We start from the raw sequence: 22,554 nt of genomic DNA on the forward strand, positions 1-22,554 counted from the left end.
AATTCCTTTGTTGCATGACCAATTAAGAATTATCTCTAGTCATAGGATGCAATAGGTCCACATGGCCCATCAGACTTTCTACCTTTTCACCATCAACTAAAACTTCGATACTCTTTACTTCCGCAAATTGAAAATAAGTTTTGGCAAGTGAAGTAATGGCAAAGGATTCTCCACCCGCACCAAGCTGAGCTTCATCTGGTTTATGAATATCCATTACGATTTGACCTTCAACGAATTTCAGTGATTTGAGTTCAATTTTCCCCCATAAAGGTACAAGATCTGTATTCTCATTACTTTGCAGTGCTTTGAACGTCTCTGTATATTTCTCAGCATCGTCAGAGTAGTTAATCGTAGTCTTAGCAGGCACTAAATCCATAATTTGCGAATCTGTGTAATAAACTTCAATACTCTGGCTTTGCTTTTGTGTCTCATTTTCTACCGGCTTCGATGACGGCTGTGTTTCTGCATTAGTATTATCTGCTGTCGGTTGCGGAGTGCTAGCCACTTCGCTTTCCTGATCATCAGACGGAGCTGGGGTACTTTCTCCCGCACCACTTACAACGTTTGTAGTATCTTGCTCCACTCCATTAGCAGGAGCTGCAGTAGGCTTATCTCCACAGCCAGCAATCACTAGTAGAAGCAGCGCAGCAACCCCAACCATAGTCCATTTTTGTTTAAACATTAATAAACGCCTCCTCTAGATGAATACGGGCAGACAGGTACCGCAAAACCACTTCTTGCCTTTTTATAGATAAAAGCAGAAAGCTGACTTTGCGGCGCTCGTCTGCCACTGGTCTGTTATTTTATACCCAAATATTCCTTGATTCCACTCACTATTGAAGCAGCAACTTTGTTTTGTAATGCTTCCGTAAATAGCAATGTCTCATCCTTCTTATTGCTAAGGTATCCTACTTCAAGTAGAACAGCAGGCATTTTCGTTTCACGAATGACATGGAAATTCCCGTATCGTACACCGCGATCACTAAGCCCTGTAGCCTCAACTAGATACTTATGCATCACTTTCGCTAAGGCCTTACTGGCTTCCCGCTGATAATACGTTTCTGTCCCGCTTGCCGCAGAAGATGCGGAACTGTTGGCATGTACAGAAATGAATAGATCTGCTTTTAAATTATTAGCCATAGCCGCCCTATCCTTGAGCTCCAAGAATGTATCGTCACTGCGTGTCAGTACGACGTCGATATTACTTTCTTTTTTCAGCAATGCTGCTGTCTTAAGTACTATAGCTAAATTAAAATTCTTTTCGTATTTTCCTGTTACTCCTACTGCACCAGAATCTTTAGCTCCGTGCCCTGCATCCAGTACTACGAGCTTCTTGCCATCATTACCTGGCTGTGTTGAAGTATCATCCGTACTTTCTGCATTCAGGTCAATGATAACCAACTTAGAATCAGTTCCAGATACGCTGATGTTATAATTCTTAGGATAATTCAAATCAATTACAAAACGTACAGTATAAGGGTTGGAGCTATAAAGCGAATACCGGACGCCTGATACATCAGGATAATCCTTCACTTCCAGTTTGCCATTCAGATCAGGATCAAGAACTTGTCCCGTACCAAACAGATCTGAGAAAGTGGCATTAGGAAAATCAATAACTAACCGATCCGGCCCTGTCATTACACTTACTTTTGGCGCTGAATTACCTTCCATCGCAATGCTCAAACGATTCTCACTAAAGCTCAAACCATTTATCATGGTTAAATTCTTAGTAGGATCTACCGGCGGAACAACCTCAGATCCACCATTTCCAGAGTTTCCATCTGAACTTCCGTTTTCATTTGAGGATCCTGGGGTAATAAGGTACACGATCTTCTTTGCATTATCCCAAGTGACGGTGAGACCAAACTGCTCACTTATGAACCGTATAGGTACAAGTGTCGTATCACTCCGCAGGACAGGTGCAGTGGTAAGCTGTACTGTTTTGTCATCAACCGAAGCTGTCTTTTGATTAACAATAAGTTTGATGACCTTACCTTGCTGTTCAATCGTCACCGTTTTGCTTTTTTGATCCCAGCCCACGGTATAACCAAGACTCTCGGAGATCAATCTCAACGGTACCATGATAGTATCATTCACATTTTCAACCGGTACTTTTTGCCCTGCAGTAATCTCTTTGCCGTCCAGATAAATCTTGCTATTCGCGGCAGCAGCATGTCCATGCTCAGGCAAAACCAACACAAAGAGCAACAAAAACAACATCAAACTGAATTTCTTCATTCTTCACCTCTAAGAATCTAGTATTCGCCTGTGAATGGCGATCGTGGTGCCCTGTCTCCGTCAACCTCAGACCTCTATTAGACGCTGGTAATCTATAAAGGTTGCGAATATATTCCATAAAAATTGAGAAATCTCACCAACCTCAAATCTTAAAGACCCAGATATTCCTTAATTCCGGCAACAATTTCTCTCGCTAATTTCTCTTGAAGCTGCTCACTATACATCGCCGACTCATTCCCTGAATTTGTAAGATATCCTACCTCCAGCAAGACTGCCGGCATAGTAGTTTCTCGTGTAACATGTAGGCTTTTCGTACGAATCCCGTTGTCTTTAAAACCAGTAGCGGCTAATAAATGCTTATGCATAATCTGAGCAAGAGGCAGACTATCACTGCGAGAATAATAGGTTTCACTGCCATTTATTTTATCTCTATTTGGATATCCAACATCTAGCGAATTCGCGTGCACTGAAATAAAGAGATTCGCTTTAGCAGCCTCCGCAATTTTCACGCGATCCTGAAGCCCCAAGGTAGCATCATCCGTTCGAGTAAAGACCACGTCAACTAATGCTTCCTGCGTTAATAGCGTTTGTACTTTGCGGATGACGGCCAGATTGAAGTCTTTTTCCAGCTTGCCTGTGAGACTGACAGCTCCAGATTGAGTTCCGCCATGCCCCGCATCTAGAACTACAATGGGTTTACCTAACGTTCCATTAGCCCCTGGGGTGTTGCCTCCGCTGCTAGTTACATTCAAATCAATCGTAACCAGCCCGGTGCTTTCATCCGTACTAAGCTGGTACGGTTGATTTCCAACCGTTTGAATTACGAATCTGACAGTGGACGGACTCACACTGAACAGTGCATAACGGATCTCAGAAACGAGCGGGTAGCCGGCAACGTCCAGCTTACCTTGTGGACCGCCAGTGGTGGTAACACCCGTAAGACTTCCAATGAAATCCGGATCGAACGCAGCACCCGGAAAATCTACGACGATTCGATCAGGGTTGCTCATTTTTGTAACGTTTGGCTTAGTAGCCCCCGACACAGCGATAATAAGCCGATTCTCAGTGAATACTGCCCCGTTTACTAGAGGGCCTGTTGGAATTCCTGCTGTGCTTCCTGGTGCCGTAGTTGTTTGTGGAACTGGTGTCGGGCTGGGTGAAGTTACTACACTGCCAGCAGTTGTCCCGTTATCACTTCCCGGCGTAGCACTTGGAGTTGGGACAGGTGTATTAGTTGCTGTTGGATTGGTAGTATTCCCCTCAGGTGTCATTGCAGAATTGCTAACTTGTCCACCTGTCAAATAGACAGTTTTATCAACATTATCCCAGCCCACCTTTAAGCCGAACTGCTCGCTTACGAAACGAATTGGAACGAGTACTGTGCCGCCACTCTGCTTAGGAGCTGCATTTAAATCAAACGTCACCCCATCTGCATCAGCTGTTTTCCGTCCTACCGCCAGCTCAATGCTTTTACCATCCTGGTGAACGGTTACTTTCCGGGTCTGCTGCTCCCATAACACCTCGAATCCAAGATTCTCTACTACCACTCTGACCGGAATCATAACGCTACCATTTACGTTTTCGAGCTTAATTCCTTTTGGCAAAGCAAGTTCCTGATTGTCCATAATAATTCTGCCTGCGCTGCTACCAGCTGCGGCAGCTTCTTGTCCGGTGGATGATAATAATAATAATGGCAGTAACAAAAGCAGCAATATACGAAGCCCAGCTCTTCTCATTCTCATTTTCCGCTCCTTCTGCAAGTAATAGATCCTAGATAAGTATTTAGACGACAGAAATCACCAAATGTTTCCTTAATGACCAATGAATATATCGATTATAGCAAAAAAACTTCTATTTCCGACACCCGGAAATAGAAGTTTTGCGTATTTTTTGTAAAGTTTAAGAATCAGACCAGTTATATCCTCTTTTTAAGAGAATAGCTTGGCAGCATGACGCTCTTCATAAGCAGCAATTTCATCCGCATGTTGAAGGGTCAAACCGATATCATCCAAGCCTTGCAGCAGGAATTGACGACGGTGCTCATCCAGATCAAAGTTGATGCTCAGTCCGAATTCATCTTGTAAAGCGTTGTTCTCAAGATCAACTGTCAGCTTGTAGTCCTCATGCTCAGCTGTCCGTTTGAACAATTCATCCACTTGCTCTTCCGAAAGCTTAATCGGCAGAATGCCGTTCTTAAAGCAGTTATTGTAGAAGATATCCGCATAAGAAGGTGCAATTACAACTCTGAACCCGTAATCCATAATCGCCCATGGTGCATGCTCCCGAGAGGATCCACAACCAAAGTTAGCGCGTGAGATCAGAACAGAAGCCCCTTGATAACGTGGTTTATTCATTTCGAAGGCTGGATTATCGTTACCTTCTTCATCAAAACGCCATTCATAGAACAAAAACTGTCCAAATCCCGTCCGTTCAATCCGTTTCAAAAACTGTTTCGGAATAATCGCATCCGTATCTACATTTACCCGGTCAACTGGTGCAACAATTCCTGTTAATTTTTTAAAAGCATCCATAGTTTTATCCTCCCGTGTTCTCTCTAGTTCTATGAGCTGACGGCTTCCGTCTTATAATTCCAATCACGTACATCAGTGAAACGACCTTTGATCGCAGCTGCGGCTGCCATAGCTGGAGATACCAGATGTGTACGTCCTCCGCGTCCTTGGCGTCCTTCAAAGTTACGGTTCGAGGTAGATGCACAGCGTTGTCCAGGCTGCAGAACATCCGGGTTCATGGCCAAGCACATGCTGCATCCCGCTTCACGCCATTCAAAGCCAGCTTCAGTAAAGACTTTATCAAGTCCTTCTTTCTCAGCCTGCATCTTAACACGGCCCGAGCCTGGAACAACAATGGCAGTAACCTTTTCAGAAACCTTATGACCTTTAGCTACCACTGCTGCAGCTCTCAAATCTTCGATCCGTCCGTTAGTGCAGGAACCAATAAATACATAATCAATCGGAATTTCAGAAATAGGTGTTCCAGGAGTCAAATCCATATATTCAAGCGCTTTTTCAGCAGCTTTACGTTCATTTTCAGTGGTGAAGTCAGCCGGATTCGGTACGCTGGAGTTGATGTCAGTACCCATGCCCGGGCTAGTACCCCAGGTCACTTGTGGAATCAATGTTTCCACATCAAATTCAACAACCGTATCGTACTGAGCGCCCTCGTCGCTTACAAGACTCTTCCATGCTTCTACAGCAGCATCATAAGCCTCGCCTTGCGGTACGTATTGACGTCCACGCAGATAATTAAAAGTAGTTTCATCAGGGGCAATCAAGCCAGCTCTTGCTCCACCTTCGATCGACATATTGCAGACAGTCATACGTTCTTCCATCGACAATTCACGAATAGCTTCGCCTGTATACTCAATTACATAACCTGTGGCAAAATCAGTACCGTACTTAGCAATAACACCTAGGATCATATCTTTTGCTGTTACGCCAGGGTTACGTTTGCCTGTAAAGCGTACTTCCATTGTCTTAGCTTTGGATTGCTGCAAACATTGCGTAGCCATTACATGTTCAACTTCACTAGTTCCGATACCGAATGCCAGTGCGCCGAATGCACCATGCGTGGAGGTATGGCTGTCGCCGCAAACGATAGTTTTGCCAGGATGTGTCAAGCCGATTTCAGGACCCATTACGTGTACAACGCCTTGATCAATATCATTCAGATCGAACAGTCTTACACCAAAATCAGCACAGTTCTTAGAAAGGGTATCAATTTGTTGCTTGGAGATTGGATCTTTAATGTTAAAACGATCTTTAGTTGGTACGTTATGATCCATCGTTGCGAAGGTCAGCTCAGGACGGCGAACCTTCCGGTTGCTGAGACGAAGCCCTTCAAAAGCCTGTGGAGAAGTTACTTCATGAACCAAATGCAGATCAATATAAATAATGCTAGGTTTACCTTCCTCTTGATGAATAACGTGATTCTCCCAAATCTTCTCAAACATTGTCTTGTTGCTCATAATTTCACCTCATTAATAGAATCGTTCATTGGAAGAGAGCGTGGAGTCTCTCTTGAATGATCTAAATATAACACCCCTGTCTTTATAATTCCAAGATATGATATCTATAAAAGTGATAGCCTGAACCTATAAGCTAAGTTAGGGTATGTCGAGGCGCAATATGTAGGAGCGATGAGCAAGCGGGGTATGTAGCAGCATTGCGCAAGCGGGGTGTGTAGCAGCGATACGCAAGCGGGGTGTGTAGCAGCGATACGCAAGCGGGGTGTGTAGCAGCGATGCGCAAGCGTGATGTGTAGAAGCGATGCGCAAGTGTGATGTGTAGGTGCGATGCGCAAGCGTAGTGTGTAGAAGCGATGCGCAAGCGTAGTGTGTAGAAGCGATGCGCAAGCATAGTGTGTAGAAGCGATGCACAAGCATAGTGTGTAGAAGCGATGCGCAAGTGTGATGTGTAGGTGCGATGCGCAAGTGTGATGTGTAGGTGCGATGCGCAAGCGTAGTGTGTAGGTGCGTTTAGTTGTATTTTGTACAGCTATATTCCTGTGAATCATTCGTTAATGAATATAGCTGCATTTTGTACAGCTATTTTCATGATTTATCGCGTTATAGCTGGGAACTCTAGTTTTTAGTTGTATAGAATACACTTAAAACCAAAATGATCCCTTTTGCATACGAAATAGCTGTACAAAATACAGTTATTTCATAGATACTCTCAAGATCCGGCGCTAAAAATATACTGTTAGAGGATATCGGATACTTCGGTCAGTGTTGGAGGGTTAATCTCTTGAAATCAGGCCCGCAAATCCTGAGGAGCGATGAAGTGAAGGCTCTTTCGGGTTGCCTATACAAAACTATAATCCAATAGGATATACTTATAAGTAAATCATTTTCCTAAGGAGTTCATACATGGAACTGAGACAACTGCAGTATGTGCTGCAAATCGCAGCCGAAAAAAACTTCTCTCGTGCAGCGGACAAGCTGCATATTGCCCAGCCCTCGCTCAGCCAGCAGCTTTCCAAACTGGAAAAAGAGCTCGGCGTAATGCTGTTTCAGCGTAATACCAGCTCCGTTGAGCTGACCTACGCAGGTTCTAAATTCGTTGAACAAGCCCAGATTATCATTGACGCAGTGGAGCTGCTGCGGCAAGAAATGTCCGACATATCAGAACTGCGCACTGGACGTGTAGTTGTGGGCAGTATGCCGATAACAGGTGCACATCTTCTGCCGCATGTGCTTCCAGTTTTCAAACAAAATTATCCTGAGGTAGAAATTACGCTGCTCGAAGACTCGTCGATGAACCTAGAGAAACTCACGGCAAGTGGCCAGACCGATTTAAGCCTGCTCTCCTTACCCCTCGAAATTCCTGCTCTGGCTTATGAAGAGCTTGGAGAGGAAAGAATCGATCTCGCTGTTCCTCCTGAACATCCGCTCGCTAAACGAATCCTAGATGGAACACGGACCTCACTTGAAGAGCTTAAGGACGAACCCTTTATCGTACTTAAGGAAGGTCAGGGCTTCCGCAAAATGACAGTGGAACTGTGCCGGAAAGCCGGATTCGAGCCACGAATCGTTTTCGAGAGCAACAATATGGAAACCGTCCAGTCCCTAGTGGCAACAGGCATGGGCGTGACTCTTGTTCCTCGTTTTATCGCTCGTGCACCGCGGAGTGAATTTGTTCCAGTCTACTTACCGCTCGCTGATCCAGTGCCTAGTCGTACGCTAGTTGTAGCATATCGACGCGGACGATATTTATCCAAGGCCGCAAAGGCTTTTGTAGAGACATTCAAATCAACAGTGTCTGAATTAACGGAAGAATAGAATATATACAAATAAAGTGCCCCAGTAACCATTCGCGTGGTTGTCGGGGCACTTTTTCAGGTAAACCTCTTTTAACAGTACTAGATTATTTACGCAAATTACGCTGTGTAATCAGGCGGTTCTGATCATCCGACACATGTGCTTTACTTGAATCAGCCAATCCCTTATCAACTGGAGCCCCGGTGTGCTCTTCCACAAATTCACGAGTCACACTATTCTGAAGCTCTGCTACTTCGTTTGAATCTTGATTCTGTCCCTGCTCGGCATTGTTGTCTTTAGTCAATTTAATCCACCTCCTGGTAACAGATTATAAGTTCTTTACCCCTTCTCTTTGAGGTTAAACATAATATTTAGAGCTTTCTGCATGAAGAAATATATCCTACGTTTTCCCTTTGCAATGCAACGAGCTCCATGGTATTCTATTGAAAATAAGTGAAACGTGCAGACGGGACCAGTAAGAATGAGTCTAACCGCGCCTAGAGAGTAGATTCCGACAGGCTGAAAGAATTTACCGCGGTTTTCGTTCCGAATCCTACCCCCGAGCGGCCTGTGTCAAACAGGACGGATCCTCCCGTTATGAGAATGAAGTCGGATGATCCCTCATCAATGAAGGTGGTACCGCGGAAGTTTATAAGCTTTCGTCCTTTGCTAAGTCTAAGGATGGGGGCTTTTTGTTGTTTTCAGGACTTAATAAACGAAGAGGATGTGGACAGAAATGACGACGCGAATCGTGGTCAAAATAGGCAGCAGCTCGCTGACCGGACCCGAGGGCGGTTTGAATCGTGAAGCAGTCTCCTTTTTTGCCTCAGAGATTGCCGAGTTGAAGAAAAACGGCTGTGAGGTGTTGTTAGTAACCTCTGGTGCGGTAGCCGCCGGCTTCCGCAGTATCGGTTATCTAGCACGTCCGAAGCTGCTGCATGAGAAGCAGGCCGCTGCGGCTGTGGGTCAGGTACTGCTGATGCAAGCCTATCAGGAAGCTTTTGCCCAGCATGGAATTACTACCGCGCAAATATTGCTGACTCGCACCGATTTCTGCAGCCGCAGAGCCATGAATAACGCTATGATGACTGTAGAAGAGCTACTTCGCCAAGGAGCGGTGCCCGTATTTAACGAAAATGACACTGTCTCCGTAGATGAACTGAAATTTGGCGATAACGATACCCTCTCTGCGCTAGTAGCCAACCTGTTAAAAGCCTCTAGACTACTTGTCTTAACCGACATGGATGGTTTATACAGTGGAGATCCCCGCAAGCATCCGGATGCTGTCCGCTATCAGTTCGTAGATGACATTACACCGGAGATATATGCTATTGCTGGTGGAGCTGGCTCTAGTGTTGGAACAGGCGGTATGCGATCAAAAATCGATGCGGCCAAGATCGCTACTCGAGGTGGTGTTCCTGTCTTTGTCGGAAGAGCCACCGAACCTGGAGATTTACAGCTTGCTGCAACAGGAGAAGGTAGGGGCACTTATTTTGCAACGAAGCTATCCTCTCTCCCCGTCAAAAAGCAATGGCTTGGCTTTATGTCTACCCCTCTCGGCTCCCTATACGTGGACGAAGGGGCTGTAGAAGCTTTGCTTCATGGCGGTCACAGCCTGTTGCCTGTAGGCGTCAAACAGACAGAGGGTAGCTTTCACGCAGGAGATGTTGTAGAAGTACTTGGACCCGACTCCAAATTGCTTGGACGTGGGATTGTAAATTACGATGATGCTCAGCTGCGCAGCATTCAAGGTCTGCCAAGCCGTGAGATTGTACCAAAGCTGGGAGAAGTACACCGGCTTGAGGTCATTCACCGTGACGAATGGATTACACTGAGATAAACATTTTTTTCAATTCAAATATAGGGAGGAATCGTCATGAGTGAAGTAATTAATAAGAGTAAATTAGCCAAGGAGACTACAGGAGTTCTAGCAAGCTTAACAACTGGCCAGAAGAATGAAGCACTGCTGGTCATGGCCGATGCGCTTCGCCGCGAAGCTCCCGCCATTATCGCCGCCAACGCGGAGGATTTGGAACGAGGAAGACTTAATGGAACTCCGGAATCCATGCTCGACCGGTTGGCGTTAGATGTGGGTCGGATTAACAGCATTGCCGAAGGCCTGCAACAAATCGCTATATTACCGGATCCTATCGGTGACACGCTAGAAAGCATTGAACGTCCTAACGGCCTCAACATCCAGAAGCTGCGTGTTCCGCTTGGTGTGATCGGCATCATCTACGAGGCACGTCCCAATGTAACTGTTGATGCTGCAGGTCTATGTCTCAAAACCGGCAACGCTGTTGTGCTGCGCGGTGGCTCTTCTGCCCTGTCCTCCAACCGTAAAATTGTCGAGGTTCTGCACAATGCTCTTGCTGAAACCTCAATGCCGCCTAACGCGCTTCAGCTGATTGAAGACCCAAATCGTTCTTCAGTAGATGAAATGCTAAAGCTGAACGGACTTTTAGATGTGATCATCCCGCGCGGAGGCAGCTCTCTTATTCAAAATGTAGTCCTTAACGCAACCGTTCCCGTAATTGAAACTGGAGCAGGCATCTGCCATACTTATCTCGACACAACTGCCTTGCCAGAAATGGCACGGGACATTAGTTTAAATGCCAAAGCTCAGCGCCCTTCGGTATGTAACTCTATGGAAACACTACTCGTTCATCAGGATTACGCGAGCAAATATCTGTTATCCTTAGCCGAAGCATTCCGTGAGGTTCATGTAGAACTTCGCGGCTGTCAACAAACCATCTCTCTTGTCCCATGGGTATTACCTGCAACCGTAGAAGACTATGCTACAGAATACAACGATTATATCCTTAATATTAGAATCGTCAGTGATTTGGAAGAAGCTATGCAGCATATCGCCCAGTATGGTACGAAACATTCGGAATGTATCGTAACAGAAGATCAGGAGAACGCCACACGCTTTTTACAAGAAGTGGATGCTGCCGCTGTTTATCACAATGCCTCAACCCGCTTCACGGATGGCTTTGAATTTGGATTCGGTGCAGAGATTGGTATTAGTACCCAGAAACTCCACGCTCGTGGCCCGATGGGTCTGCCTGCTCTAACTTCAACCAAATATAAGATCTACGGAACGGGACAAATTCGGGGTTAGTATACACGTTTAAGTATTCTATCACACAACTTTTAGGAGGATTTTAGCCATGTGTCAGCAACCATCAGTTCCACTCATGAATCATAATATTGTTTTTTATGGCGCAGGCTCCATGGCAGAAGCTATCGTTCGCGGGATGATTAGCCGCAATATCGTGAAGTCCGATAATGTCATCATGCTCAATCGCAGCAGCAGTGAACGTCTGGCAGAACTAAAAAGCCGTTATGGTGTAATAGGCACAAATGATCCCGAACAAAAAATAGAATACTTACGGAACGCACCAGTAATAGTACTGGCAATGAAACCTAAAGATGCTGCAGAATCCTTACGCGGACTAGGTCCAATTCTTTCTCCGGATCAGATCGTAGTTTCTGTCATTGCAGGTCTATCTATTCGCACCATGCAAGGTCTACTTGGCAAAGCACAGCCTATTGTTCGCACAATGCCTAACACTTCCAGTTCCATCGGTCTGGGTGCCACTGGTCTAGCCTTCTCCAAAGAAGTAGACGAAAGAGGCCGTCGCCTTGCTCTTAATATCTTTGAGGCTGTCGGGCTTACAACAGTCATTGATGAGGAACGTATGGAAACCTTGACCGGAATTTCAGGCAGCGGGCCTGCGTATATCTATTACATGATGGAAGCCATGATCGCCGCTGGTATCCGTGGTGGGCTGCCACTTGATCAAAGCACCGAATTAACTGTTCAAACAGTGCTGGGTGCTGCCCGAATGGTACAACAGACGGGAGAAGAACCCGCAGCACTCCGTAAGAAGGTTACTTCCCCTAACGGTTCAACACAAGCAGCTATAGAAGTGCTTGAACGAGGGGAATTCTTTGAAACTGTGATTGCTGCAGTTAACCGATGTGCCGAGCGCTCACGTGAAATGGGTGCTGCCCTAGAGAAAGAGCTTCGTTCTTAACCAAAAAAAGATCGCAGCCCATCCCCTCATCGGGTGGGAAGCGATCTTTTTTTTATCTTGTTACAACATTTCCATAATTATCTCTTACGATTACCTTTAGATTTACAGGAGCCGCAATGGTCACGTTCAATGCATTCCTGGAGTTATCGAATACTAGATGTCTAGGTATGTCTCCTAAAATGACGTAAAATGTGTCTCCGACTTGTTTAGTTTGCAACAGCCGCTTCTCTTGCTCTTGCTTGAGTTGCCCTTCTGCCGTGGAATAACTCCCAAATACATTCAACTCGTTCCCAGCCGTTCGATCAACCATAATTCCATAAGGTTCAGCAGCCTGGATTATAAGTGTGCCTACACCCTGTGGAACATTCCCCTTCCATTCCGGCAAGGAATAATTCTCCTCCGTAGATGAGATCACATGTCTAAGTTCTTGTGTTAATCCTAAAGAGCTGACTCCTGCGAATACTAAACAGCACACTGCCAGAAATCCGACGAACAGAACACTTAGCACATCATAGTACATTTTCCCTTTACCACGGAACCATAAGGTGTAAATTACAATTTCTAAACCAAGTAAGATAAAAATGAGCGGCCACCAAGCAAGCGTTGTCTCGAACACATCCGCTCCTTTCCACTGCGAGACCATTATTAATGCCCCCAGAAATAAAAGGCTCAGTCCCATCGACAACGTACCTACACGCCAACTTCTAGATTTCCCTTCGTTCACTGGAAACTCGCTAGTTACCATGACTCCCGGCTCTACTTCTACTGGATTATTCAAGATTGACCCCCCGCCCCTTTTCTACTCTTATTATTCTTACTTCCAGTCATCAGCTTCACCCCACCACCAATCAATAACACGGAGACGACAATGGTCTTAAAATATTCATTTACGCGATATTCCAGCCGCCATTCTGGAAATCTGATATCGATGGCAGGAACTGCGACATTCACAACAATAAAGTATAATCCGAGACACATCAGGACTGCTCCGAGCCAGCCTTGATGATTTAAGAAACCTTCGATAACCGGCTTATCCTGCAAAGGTTCACGTCCATATCGGCTAACTAACTGTAAGCCATCGAATAAGCTATAGAACCAAATGACCGGGATAAGGAAAAAGAGCAATGTTAACCGCAATAGATCCATGACATAAATACTTCCTAAGAAAAGAAGCATGAGCTGGAGCCCTCTTTTTTGCAGTCCCAGATACATCTGTCCAGCACCAGGAAATGCGGATAGTAATGTCGCTAATACTTTGCTGCGTCGTCCTTCCTCACGTCCAGCCTCCATCTCTTCGAATAATGTGCGGTCAACAAGCATTTCTCCTGCTTGTTTACGATGGATCAACTGAACTGCATCAAACATGCAATACAGCCAAATTACTGGCAATACTCCAAACAGCAGCAAAAATGCATCACTCGAAGTAATTCCGGCCAAGAACAACATAACGGTCATGAATCCGAAAAAAGAAATCAGAAAGGATAGTCCACGCTGCATCAGCCCCATATGAAAATGACCCAATCCAGGAATGAAAGACAATAAGATGACATGCACACGTTCATTATCCTCCGTCTTTACGGGCATAGTAGAACTAAAATCCAGCATTGATCCATCAGGCGCTACAATTGGAGTGGGCATTTGCAGTAATTTAATTACCAGATGAATCATCGAAAGGATCCATAGAAGTAAGAATCCGATCACTCCCAATGCCAGAATTCCCTCATCCCCTTCAGCCATAGCGATTAAGAATGACATAAATAACACACCAAAGCTTAGCAAAAAATAAACAATCCCTTGTGGGCGTCTTCCCATATAATAATGACCTGCTCCAGGAATCATATTAAGAAAAAGACCCTTAATTTTATTACGCTGCTGTTGCATTGTTCATTTCTCCTCTCATTTCTGTCTTCCGTCCATAATCCGGCTCAACCATCCGCTGGTGGCTTGCATGAATTGTTCGCTATAAGATGGCGAATTATCTTTCTTAGGGACAATAAGCTCCATTTCACCCGTGAGTAACTTATCAAACATCCCGGAAGACATAATCAACAGCGTTAACGAAGCAGCAACGGCATAATGAAAGATTGTTTTTTCATACCAGCGATAACGCCGTGATCCTTCTTCTTGCCCCGCTACTTCTTCTATGACTACTGAAGATCTCACCGTAGCAACCCAATCTCCCATAACTCTCTCTGTAAAAGCAGACGAATTCTCCAATGAAGGCAGATCCTCCTTTAGCTCATCCAGCATCTCCATGTACGAAACAAATGTGTCTTCATCCTTGAGCAGCAATTGTTCCCATTCATCTCGCTCTATACTATCTTCTTGCCCTTCAAGATAAGCTTTTGCCTGCTCGCGGCGATTTAGGTTTTCTCCACTCTTCATCATAGCCATTCGTCCTCCTTCCAATGTTTTCGCATCCATTGTCTCGCCCTATATAGTCTGGACTCCACCGTCTTCAGAGTAATTTCATTTTCAGCAGCAATTTGCTCATATTTTTTATTTTCCAGATAATAAGCCACCATAATTTCCCGATGACCCTCCGGTAAATTGTTGATCTCACCCGACAGACGATTCATCCGGTCACGACGGACAACAGTGGCTAGTACATCCTCCTCATTAGAAGGTGTCTGGCTCAGCACAAGCTCATAGTCAACAGGTAACTCTCGTAGCCGATCACGTTTACGTTTGGCATCAATAGCCTTATTTAAGGCGATCCGCGTAATCCATGATTTTAAGCCTTGATAACGGTAGTCAGGGAGAGATTTATACATCTGGAGAAAAGCTTCCTGAGCAGCGTCTTCAGCCCCTTTGACTTCACGTAATACAGAATAGGTGATTTTGTATATATGCTGACTGTATGTATTTACAAACTGGCGAAACGCATCTTCGTCTCCTTGGCAAATCCGCTTGATTAATAGCTCTTCCTCAATGACTCTCCCCTCCTTCCCACAGCAATAGACGCTGAGTTCTTCGCCTACCCCTGCACTTATCTAAAAAAATAAAAAAAGAACCGTACAGACTCTAGCAATAGCTAAAGCAATACGGTTCTCTCCTAAACGATCTATCTTCCACCATTGCGGAATTTTTGTGTATACGTCTTAACATCCTGAGCGTTCTTGACCCGGTTACGGGCCCATTCCAGCAATATCCGGTCGATATAACGAAAATGAACCTTCCCCGCAAATACGGATTCCTTGAGTGCTAACAGAATCAGCTCCTCAGGATATCGGTCTTGATCCACCCAGCTGGAAATCGTCTCACATTCCATTGGAGACAGCGGGCGCCCGAATTCCTTCTCGAAAATACTGAATAGATTCCGGCTCTCCTCTTTATCTCCAAGTGAAGAAGGAGATGTGGGGGGAGTTCCGAATCCTCCACCTGACGCAGCAGCCCGGGGAGCTGATGTTCCATATGCTCCCTTGTCCTTATCTTGCTCATTTTCTTGTACAGCTGTCGCAAGATAAGCACCTAGCTTTCCATATAGCCCTGAGAAATTGTAGCGTTCATAATGGATATCTCTTAGCTCATCGTTGTCTCCATCGATGCTAATGAAACCTTCCTTCATGAGCTTCTGCAATTCTCCGGCGAGAACGGAAATGCTACGACCAGTTACAACCTGAAGCTCCTCCAGAGAAGGGAACTCAATCCCTTCTACTTGCCTGAAGGAGAGCAGATGAATCAGCAGCATGGCTTCACTTCCGCTTAAATTCAGCTTCCGGTAATACTTCAGTAAAGCGTAAGGTATGACGGCCATTCCGTTCTCCAGACCGAAGGAGACGCCTTCGCTCCAGGTACTCCATGTCTTGCCGTCCATGTGCTTCCCCCTTTGTTCAAATCCTAAGAACTTATGGGTAGAGGCGGTACAGTGTACGTGGGAATGGAATAGTCTCACGTACATGGTCAAGACCACAGATCCAAGCTACAGTACGCTCAAGCCCAAGTCCAAAACCGGAGTGAGGTACAGATCCGTAAGTACGCAGATCCATGTACCATTTATAAGAATCCATCGAAAGATTGTGCTCTTTATAACGCTCTTCAAGCAGCGCAGGATCATCGATCCGCTGTGAACCCCCAATAATCTCTCCATAACCTTCAGGAGCGATCATATCAGCACACAGTACGACTTCAGGACGATTTGGATCCGGCTTCATGTAGAACGCTTTGAATGAAGCAGGATAATGAGTAATAAATACAGGTTTATCGTATGCTTCAGCGATTGCTGTTTCATGAGGTGCACCGAAATCATCACCCCAAGCAATATCTTCAAAGCCTTTATCATTCAAGAACTTGATCGCATCGTCATAAGTAATGCGTGGGAATGGTGCTTTGATATTCTCCAGCTTGGAAATATCGCGGCCTACCGCTTCCAACTCCGCACGGCAATTCTTCAATACGGATTGCACTACGAAGCTAATAAACTCTTCCTGAACCTTCAAGCTTTCTTCATGATCTGTGAAGGCCATTTCCGGCTCGATCATCCAGAACTCGATCAAGTGGCGACGAGTCTTAGATTTCTCCGCACGGAAGGTTGGTCCAAAGGAATATACACGGCCCAGTGCCATAGCTGCAGCTTCCATGTATAACTGTCCGCTTTGGGTCAGGTAAGCATCCTCATCGAAGTATTTCGTGTGGAACAAGTTAGTAGTTCCCTCTGCTGACGTTGGCGTCAGAATCGGAGGATCCACCTTTGTAAATCCGCTCTCGTTGAAGAACTGTTGGATTGCCCGGATAATCTCCGCACGAATAACCAGAACAGCCCGCTGCTTCGAGGCACGGAGCCAGAGGTGACGGTGATCCATCAAGAAATCAACGCCATGCTCTTTCGGAGTAATTGGATAATTCTCTGTAAGGTGCAGAACTTCAATTCCGGTAACAGTCATTTCAAAACCGGATTGACTGCGAGGCTCCTCACGAATAATACCAGTCACATACAATGAGCTTTCCTGCGTGAGGCTCTTAGCTGCGTCCCATACCTCTTCAGGCACTTCTGATTTCACTACAACTCCCTGAATATAACCTGTACCATCGCGAAGCTGCAGGAACTGAATTTTACCACTGGAGCGCTTGTTGTTTACCCAACAACCGATAACAACACTTTCTCCAACATGTTCATTCACGTTCTTGATTACACTCTTGTTAGCCATGCCTTCAATCTCTCCTCTAATTTAGCCGTTAATTCCTTGCACAATACGGTTTGTATCACGTGCGATGACAAGTTCTTCGTTAGTCGGAACTACAAGCACCTGCACTTTGGAATCTACCGTAGAGATACGACGCGGGTCGCCGGAGCGAACTTTGTTAGCTTCAACATCCAACTCAATACCCAGGAACGTAAGGTTATTTAGCAGTTTCTCACGTAGCAATGAAGCATTTTCACCAACACCAGCAGTGAATACGATAGCATCTACACCGTTCATAGCAGCCGCATAAGAACCGATATACTTGCGCAAGCGGTACTCATACATTTCAAAAGCTAGCGTGGAATTAGGCTCACCTTTTTCCATACCCTCAATAATATCACGCATATCACTGCTTACGCCCGAAATTGCTAGGAGTCCACTATGTTTGTTCAACATGGAGTTAACTTCTCCTACGGACAATTCTTCCTTGTTCATCACGTAAGGAACAATTGCTGGATCAAGATCACCACTGCGAGTACCCATCATCAAACCTTCCAGAGGAGTCATACCCATGGAAGTATCCACAGACACTCCATCTTGAACTGCAGTTACGCTACCTCCGTTACCGATATGACAAGTAATGATCTTCAGATCTTCCAACGGACGCTCCAAGTACTCCGCAGCAGCTTTGCTTACGAAGTCGTGTGATGTACCGTGTGCGCCATACCGACGAACTTTATATTTATTGTACAGTACTCTAGGAATCGCGTACATATAAGCTTTTTCAGGCATTGTTTGGTGGAATGCAGTATCGAATACAACAACCTGCGGTACACCCGGCATATTTACTTCAGAAGCCGTAATCCCCATCATTGCTGCTGGGTTATGCAGTGGTGCAAGGTCAAACAATTGACGAATTTTAGTCTTGGCATCAGCGTCCACAAGTGCGGAAGCTTTGAAGAATTCACCACCATGTACTACACGGTGACCCACAGCATTGATTTCTTTAATGGATTCAATAACGCCATGCTCTTTATCCGTTAGGCAAGCTAGAACTTTACGAATCGCTGTGTTATGCTCCAAAATTTCACTTACTTCTGTTACTTCAGCTTTACCAGTAGGTTTATGGTTCAGAATGGAGGAATCCATCCCGATACGTTCCACCAAACCTTTAGCCAAAACGGATTCATCAGCCATATTGTACAATTGATATTTTAAAGAAGAACTACCGGAGTTAATTACTAGAATATTCATATACGGTCACCATCCTTGTCGTACTGGAAGAAGCCTTCGCCTGATTTCATACCCAATTGTCCTGCACGCACCATCTTCTTAAGGATCGTGGAAGGACGATATTTCAGCTCACCATATTCACGGAACATATTTTCAAGTGCAGCAAGAACCGAATCCAGACCGAATCTGTCAGCCATTTCAAGCGGTCCATATTGGAATTGATAACCAATACGCATAGCATCGTCAATATCCTGTGCGGAGGCAACGCCTTCTTGCAGCACGTGCATAGCTTCATTGATAAACAAGCAAATGAGGCGTGATGTTACAAATCCTGGGGATTCATAAATCATTACACCTTTTTTCTCAACAATTTCATCAACAAAGGATTTTGTATCTTCAAAAGTAGCATCTGAAGTTTTCAGACCGCGTACAATTTCAACAAGATCCACTTTAGCTACAGGGTATATGAAATGCATTCCGATCACGCGTTCCGGATACATTGTAGAACTTGCAAGTTCAGTCAAGCTAAGTGTTGACGTATTGCTGGCAAGAATAATGTGGTTTGGACATACTTGATCCAGTTGATTTAATATTTTTTTCTTTTCTTCTAAATCCTCAACGATTGTTTCGATAACCATGTCACAAGAGCTCAGCTCTGCGAAATGTGTCACTTTTTGAATGCGGCTAAGAATCAGCTTCTTCTCAGCTTGAGTGATCGCCCATTTCTCCAGTTGCTTATCTAGACTTGTCTCGATCATTTCGTAGGAGTAGTCCAGTTTCTCAGGGGTTTTCTCCACCAGCAATACATCCAGGCCCTTGGCTGCCAGCATTTCGGCAATCCCTTGTCCCATTGTGCCACCGCCGATGACACCAATTTTCTTGAAATTCATAAAAAAGTCTCCATCCTTTCAGGTATCTATACTTTTGTATTGTACCTTGTCTGTCGCAAAAATTTATAAAGCCCGACATATAATGATATCTTAGCATGCCTGAAAAGTAAAAAAAAATAACCAGCATAAATATTTATGCTGGTAAACGCACGCTGTCACGAAATTGACATCGAAATTGCTCTCCAGAGAGCACTTCTTCCTTCATTAAAATGTCAAGGGAGTAATCAAATACATTTCGTTGCTTTTCAAGGTGGTCGTGAGTACGAACCATCAGTTCATCCAAAATTTTACTGTTTTCCTTCATAAGCTCTTCAGTGGTAACCATTTCCAGCTTGGCGATACCCAACGAAGTCAATCCGGATTTCATCATGGTTTCGACAATATTCAGGGCCTGATCAAAATCGCCACGCGAACCTGTGCTTCGTCCGCCATAATACATTTCTTCTGCAGCCGCTCCACCAAGTGCAATCATAATCTGATCTTCGAGATAATCTTTGGTGTACAAATACTGCTCTTGCTGAGGATTGTGACGTACATAACCAAGGGCTTGCCCCCGCGGAGTCAGCGTAACCTGACTAACACTTCCCGGACGCAGCAGCTCTGCCATAATGGCATGTCCCAATTCGTGGATCGCCACCCGTTTTTTCTCTTCGTGATTAGTTTCTCTGTCCGTTTTTTCCCCCATCATAACCTTGTCAATCGCCATCGACAGATGCCGCTGCTCAACCTCTGTCAATTCCTCACGCATCATATAAATTGCTGCCTCATTCATAACACTTTCGAGCTGAGCACCGGAAAAACCATAGGCTTCTTCGGAAATTTTGTCGAGGTTCACATTTGCATGAAGCGGCTTATTTTTGGCATGCAATTCGAGAATCGATTTGCGGCCTTTTTTATCAGGCATGTCCACTTGAATATGACGGTCAAACCGGCCAGGACGCAGCAATGCTGAATCAAGCATTTCTTTACGGTTAGTGGCTGCTACCAGCAGAATGCGCGGCGTTTCGTTGTTATAGATCCCGTCCATCTCAGTCAACAGCTGATTCAAGGTCTGATCATATTCTCGCTGCTGTCCGCCTTCACGCTTACCGCCAATTACGTCAATTTCATCTATGAAAATAATAGCGCTTTGCTTGTTTTCCTTAAGGGCGCGGGTACGGGCATCCTTAAACAAATCGCGGATACGGCCGGCACCGACACCTACGTACATTTCTACAAACTCACTGCCTGATGCTGCCACAAATACAGAGTTCGTATAATGTGCTGCTGCTCTAGCCATAAGGGTCTTACCTGTTCCTGGAGGGCCTGTAAGCAGAATCCCTTTCAAAGGCCGAATCCCGAATTTGCTGATTTCCTCATGCCGGATCAAAAAATCCAACGCTTCACGAAGCTCCTGCTTTGCATTGTCTTGCCCGCCAATTTCTTCAAAAGTAAGCTTTGAAGGTCCATCCTTCTTGCGTTTCTTCCCGGCACCTGCATTTACCGCAAGTCCGCCTCTTAAATGAGCAATGATAAGTAAAGCCGTGAGCATCCCAGCAGCAATAACGATCGGGAATATATTAATGCCTAGAAAAGCCATAAAAATAAACAAGACAGGAACAAATCCGATTAGAATTTCTTTAAGGTATTTAGGCATTATTCCATACCCCCAATGTCGCAGGTTTGCGCGGCAAAATAATAAATTTGCTTTCTTTTCCATTACTCAAGCTTACATAGACATTATTGTCGTCAATTTCTGTTGAGGCTATCACATTTTTATATTGCGGATATTGCGCTTTGAGTCCATCAAGTTCTGTGGGTATAAGTGTATATTTACGGCTCTCCATGGCTTCAGCTACAGAGAACATCGCTTTATCCCAGTATTCATCCAGCAGTTCACTGGAGTTCTGTTCTACATCAAGTTTCAGTGTACGTCCATCAATCATCGATTTTCCTTCTTTAGAGACGTACTGAACCAGTTCACGTAATTTCGTGCCTGGCTGGAGATCAAGTTTCAAAGTGACCTCATTGCGGTTAATACTGATATGAGAATCATTGACGCCCTCATATTGAGATACAATCTTCTGAAGTGGTTCCTGCATTGCAAACTGACGATACAAAAAGAAGCCACCAAACAATAGAGTAGCCGACAGTAGAGACGTTATCAGCACAGGTACAAGACGTAATTTCAAGAAACGTCCTCCTCTCAAAGATGACAAAATATAAAGCTCAGTATAATAATTTATAGCTACTTGAGAGCTCATCAGAGAGACTGAAGTCTCTTATTGCTGTTCTAATTACAAGTAGTAGTATATCACAGGTGTATATACTAATTTCAAAATAAATGTGAATATATTTAAAATTTAATTTTTTAAATATTTCCATCAATACCAAATATATTCCTCGTTTTCGACAAAATCGGCCTTGATTTTTAATCAATCGGCCTATTTTTGTATGTGAATTTAAGAGAATATTCGGTGATAACCACCCATTCAGTATATCACTTAGTATATCACTTTTGTACATCAAATAAATGTAAACAAGCGAACTTATAATAAGTTCGCTTGTTTACATTGCCACCCTTAATTTCCTTATGTTCGGCTTAACTTTTAGGTAAACTGTAACCTTCACCCATTCGGGACCCATCCGAAAACCGATAAAATTGATAATAATACCGACCGCTCTGTTTATAAAAAAGCTGCCAAGCATACTCTCCGTTATATACTCCCGGCAGCAAGCGTTCAATCGTTATGTCCGGAAGATCAGCTTTGATAATGCCGCGTATTTGGGCTTCTGAGGTTCCTTTACTTAGTTCCTCAGCAAACACTGCGTCGTCGCCTTCAGCATATTTTCCATCTACCGTAAAGCGGACCCAGACCATAAGAGCAGTCCCGGCTTCATTTTTTCCTGTTAAAACCCAGTACACTGCATTTTCATCCCAAACCGATTTTTGTGCTTTGGTTACCTCTGTTAGACCCGCTCTGGTTTTGGCAACATCCTTGGCGATATCCCGCTCGTTCCATTGATCTTTCATAATATAGGCATAGAACTGGATAAGTCCAAACCCCAGGAGCAGAATCAGAACTGACCCCAGGAGGATCCATTTTTTCCTTTTCTTCAAGGTACAGCTCCCTTTCTAGTAATATATCTTTTTTGATTATATAACACACCCGCGTGTTTATCCAAAATTTCATAATTTTCTAGCTTTCCCAGCCTTTAAAATGTACAAAAGGCCGCAACTTTTGCTAAAAGCAAAAAGTCGCAGCCTA

The 22,554-nt window shown here is 44.6% G+C and carries 21 protein-coding genes; 4 read left to right on the forward strand and 17 right to left on the reverse strand.

The window, feature by feature from the left end; translation table 11 throughout:
* Positions 1-22: 22 nt before the first annotated feature.
* From NYE35_RS21200 to leuC, 5 genes are all read right to left on the reverse strand, one after another.
* On the reverse strand, positions 23-682 hold the full coding sequence (locus NYE35_RS21200) for a GerMN domain-containing protein (RefSeq protein ID WP_076104455.1): 660 nt from the start codon (positions 680-682) through the stop codon (positions 23-25).
* Between the two features lie 116 nt (positions 683-798).
* Positions 799-2,238: an N-acetylmuramoyl-L-alanine amidase gene (locus NYE35_RS21205; RefSeq protein WP_038572397.1), complete on the reverse strand. Its 1,440-nt coding sequence runs from the start codon at positions 2,236-2,238 to the stop codon at positions 799-801.
* Positions 2,239-2,387: 149 nt separating this feature from the next.
* Positions 2,388-3,980, reverse strand: a complete 1,593-nt coding sequence (locus tag NYE35_RS21210) for an N-acetylmuramoyl-L-alanine amidase family protein (RefSeq protein WP_081386864.1) — start codon at positions 3,978-3,980, stop codon at positions 2,388-2,390.
* A gap of 186 nt (positions 3,981-4,166) precedes the next feature.
* Positions 4,167-4,769 carry a 3-isopropylmalate dehydratase small subunit gene (gene leuD / locus NYE35_RS21215; RefSeq protein WP_036676325.1) on the reverse strand — a complete coding sequence of 201 codons (603 nt, stop codon included), beginning with the start codon at positions 4,767-4,769 and terminating at the stop codon, positions 4,167-4,169.
* A 29-nt stretch (positions 4,770-4,798) separates the two neighbouring features.
* On the reverse strand, positions 4,799-6,223 hold the full coding sequence (leuC, locus tag NYE35_RS21220; protein ID WP_036676324.1) for a 3-isopropylmalate dehydratase large subunit: 1,425 nt from the start codon (positions 6,221-6,223) through the stop codon (positions 4,799-4,801).
* A gap of 903 nt (positions 6,224-7,126) precedes the next feature.
* On the opposite strand from leuC, the gene NYE35_RS21225 reads away from it, so the two are divergent.
* The gene (locus tag NYE35_RS21225) at positions 7,127-8,038 is read left to right on the forward strand and encodes a LysR family transcriptional regulator (RefSeq protein WP_076101451.1); all 912 of its coding nucleotides are present in this window, start codon (positions 7,127-7,129) and stop codon (positions 8,036-8,038) included.
* Positions 8,039-8,123: 85 nt separating this feature from the next.
* Here the strand turns inward: NYE35_RS21225 and NYE35_RS21230 are convergent, their stop codons facing one another.
* The gene (locus NYE35_RS21230; protein WP_036676321.1) at positions 8,124-8,321 is read right to left on the reverse strand and encodes a hypothetical protein; all 198 of its coding nucleotides are present in this window, start codon (positions 8,319-8,321) and stop codon (positions 8,124-8,126) included.
* A gap of 432 nt (positions 8,322-8,753) precedes the next feature.
* On the opposite strand from NYE35_RS21230, the gene proB reads away from it, so the two are divergent.
* From proB to proC, 3 genes are read left to right on the forward strand one after another with little or no spacing between them, the layout of a single operon-like run.
* Entirely contained in the window at positions 8,754-9,857 is a 1,104-nt protein-coding gene (gene proB / locus NYE35_RS21235; RefSeq protein WP_076147249.1) for a glutamate 5-kinase, read from the forward strand.
* 36 nt (positions 9,858-9,893) lie between these two features.
* Positions 9,894-11,141 carry a glutamate-5-semialdehyde dehydrogenase gene (locus tag NYE35_RS21240; protein ID WP_076141301.1) on the forward strand — a complete coding sequence of 416 codons (1,248 nt, stop codon included), beginning with the start codon at positions 9,894-9,896 and terminating at the stop codon, positions 11,139-11,141.
* 49 nt (positions 11,142-11,190) lie between these two features.
* Positions 11,191-12,060: a pyrroline-5-carboxylate reductase gene (gene proC, locus NYE35_RS21245; protein ID WP_036676316.1), complete on the forward strand. Its 870-nt coding sequence runs from the start codon at positions 11,191-11,193 to the stop codon at positions 12,058-12,060.
* A gap of 52 nt (positions 12,061-12,112) precedes the next feature.
* Here proC and NYE35_RS21250 read toward each other — a convergent pair whose 3' ends face one another.
* The 11 genes from NYE35_RS21250 to NYE35_RS21300 all read right to left on the reverse strand — a co-directional run bounded on the left by NYE35_RS21250 (position 12,113) and on the right by NYE35_RS21300 (position 22,406).
* A complete protein-coding gene (locus tag NYE35_RS21250; RefSeq protein WP_051490914.1) occupies positions 12,113-12,838 on the reverse strand; it encodes a hypothetical protein in 726 nt (241 codons plus the stop codon).
* Positions 12,835-13,941, reverse strand: a complete 1,107-nt coding sequence (locus tag NYE35_RS21255) for a hypothetical protein (protein WP_036676314.1) — start codon at positions 13,939-13,941, stop codon at positions 12,835-12,837. The genes NYE35_RS21250 and NYE35_RS21255 overlap by 4 nt, the downstream gene beginning before the upstream one ends.
* 15 nt (positions 13,942-13,956) lie before the next feature.
* The gene (locus NYE35_RS21260; protein WP_076297404.1) at positions 13,957-14,448 is read right to left on the reverse strand and encodes a hypothetical protein; all 492 of its coding nucleotides are present in this window, start codon (positions 14,446-14,448) and stop codon (positions 13,957-13,959) included.
* A complete protein-coding gene (locus NYE35_RS21265; protein ID WP_176462568.1) occupies positions 14,445-15,053 on the reverse strand; it encodes an RNA polymerase sigma factor in 609 nt (202 codons plus the stop codon). Before NYE35_RS21265 ends, NYE35_RS21260 begins: the two co-directional genes overlap by 4 nt.
* Before the next feature lie 71 nt (positions 15,054-15,124).
* Positions 15,125-15,877, reverse strand: a complete 753-nt coding sequence (locus NYE35_RS21270) for a DnaD domain-containing protein (protein WP_038572407.1) — start codon at positions 15,875-15,877, stop codon at positions 15,125-15,127.
* Between the two features lie 31 nt (positions 15,878-15,908).
* The gene (asnS, locus tag NYE35_RS21275; protein ID WP_036676308.1) at positions 15,909-17,207 is read right to left on the reverse strand and encodes an asparagine--tRNA ligase; all 1,299 of its coding nucleotides are present in this window, start codon (positions 17,205-17,207) and stop codon (positions 15,909-15,911) included.
* A gap of 21 nt (positions 17,208-17,228) precedes the next feature.
* Positions 17,229-18,437: an acetate/propionate family kinase gene (locus NYE35_RS21280; protein ID WP_036676305.1), complete on the reverse strand. Its 1,209-nt coding sequence runs from the start codon at positions 18,435-18,437 to the stop codon at positions 17,229-17,231.
* Positions 18,434-19,306: a 3-hydroxyacyl-CoA dehydrogenase family protein gene (locus NYE35_RS21285; protein ID WP_036676304.1), complete on the reverse strand. Its 873-nt coding sequence runs from the start codon at positions 19,304-19,306 to the stop codon at positions 18,434-18,436. Before NYE35_RS21285 ends, NYE35_RS21280 begins: the two co-directional genes overlap by 4 nt.
* A 133-nt stretch (positions 19,307-19,439) precedes the next feature.
* Complete coding sequence (locus NYE35_RS21290) at positions 19,440-20,942, reverse strand: AAA family ATPase (RefSeq protein ID WP_036676302.1); 1,503 nt, start codon at positions 20,940-20,942, stop codon at positions 19,440-19,442.
* Entirely contained in the window at positions 20,935-21,477 is a 543-nt protein-coding gene (locus NYE35_RS21295; RefSeq protein ID WP_036676301.1) for a hypothetical protein, read from the reverse strand. Before NYE35_RS21295 ends, NYE35_RS21290 begins: the two co-directional genes overlap by 8 nt.
* A 410-nt stretch (positions 21,478-21,887) precedes the next feature.
* Positions 21,888-22,406 (reverse strand): cell wall elongation regulator TseB-like domain-containing protein, encoded by a 519-nt coding sequence (locus tag NYE35_RS21300; protein ID WP_076104448.1) that lies wholly within the window; start codon positions 22,404-22,406, stop codon positions 21,888-21,890.
* Positions 22,407-22,554: the final 148 nt, after the last annotated feature.

The sequence above is a fragment of the Paenibacillus sp. FSL L8-0494 genome (assembly GCF_038003695.1).
Lineage (GTDB): Bacteria > Bacillota > Bacilli > Paenibacillales > Paenibacillaceae > Paenibacillus_AQ > Paenibacillus_AQ odorifer.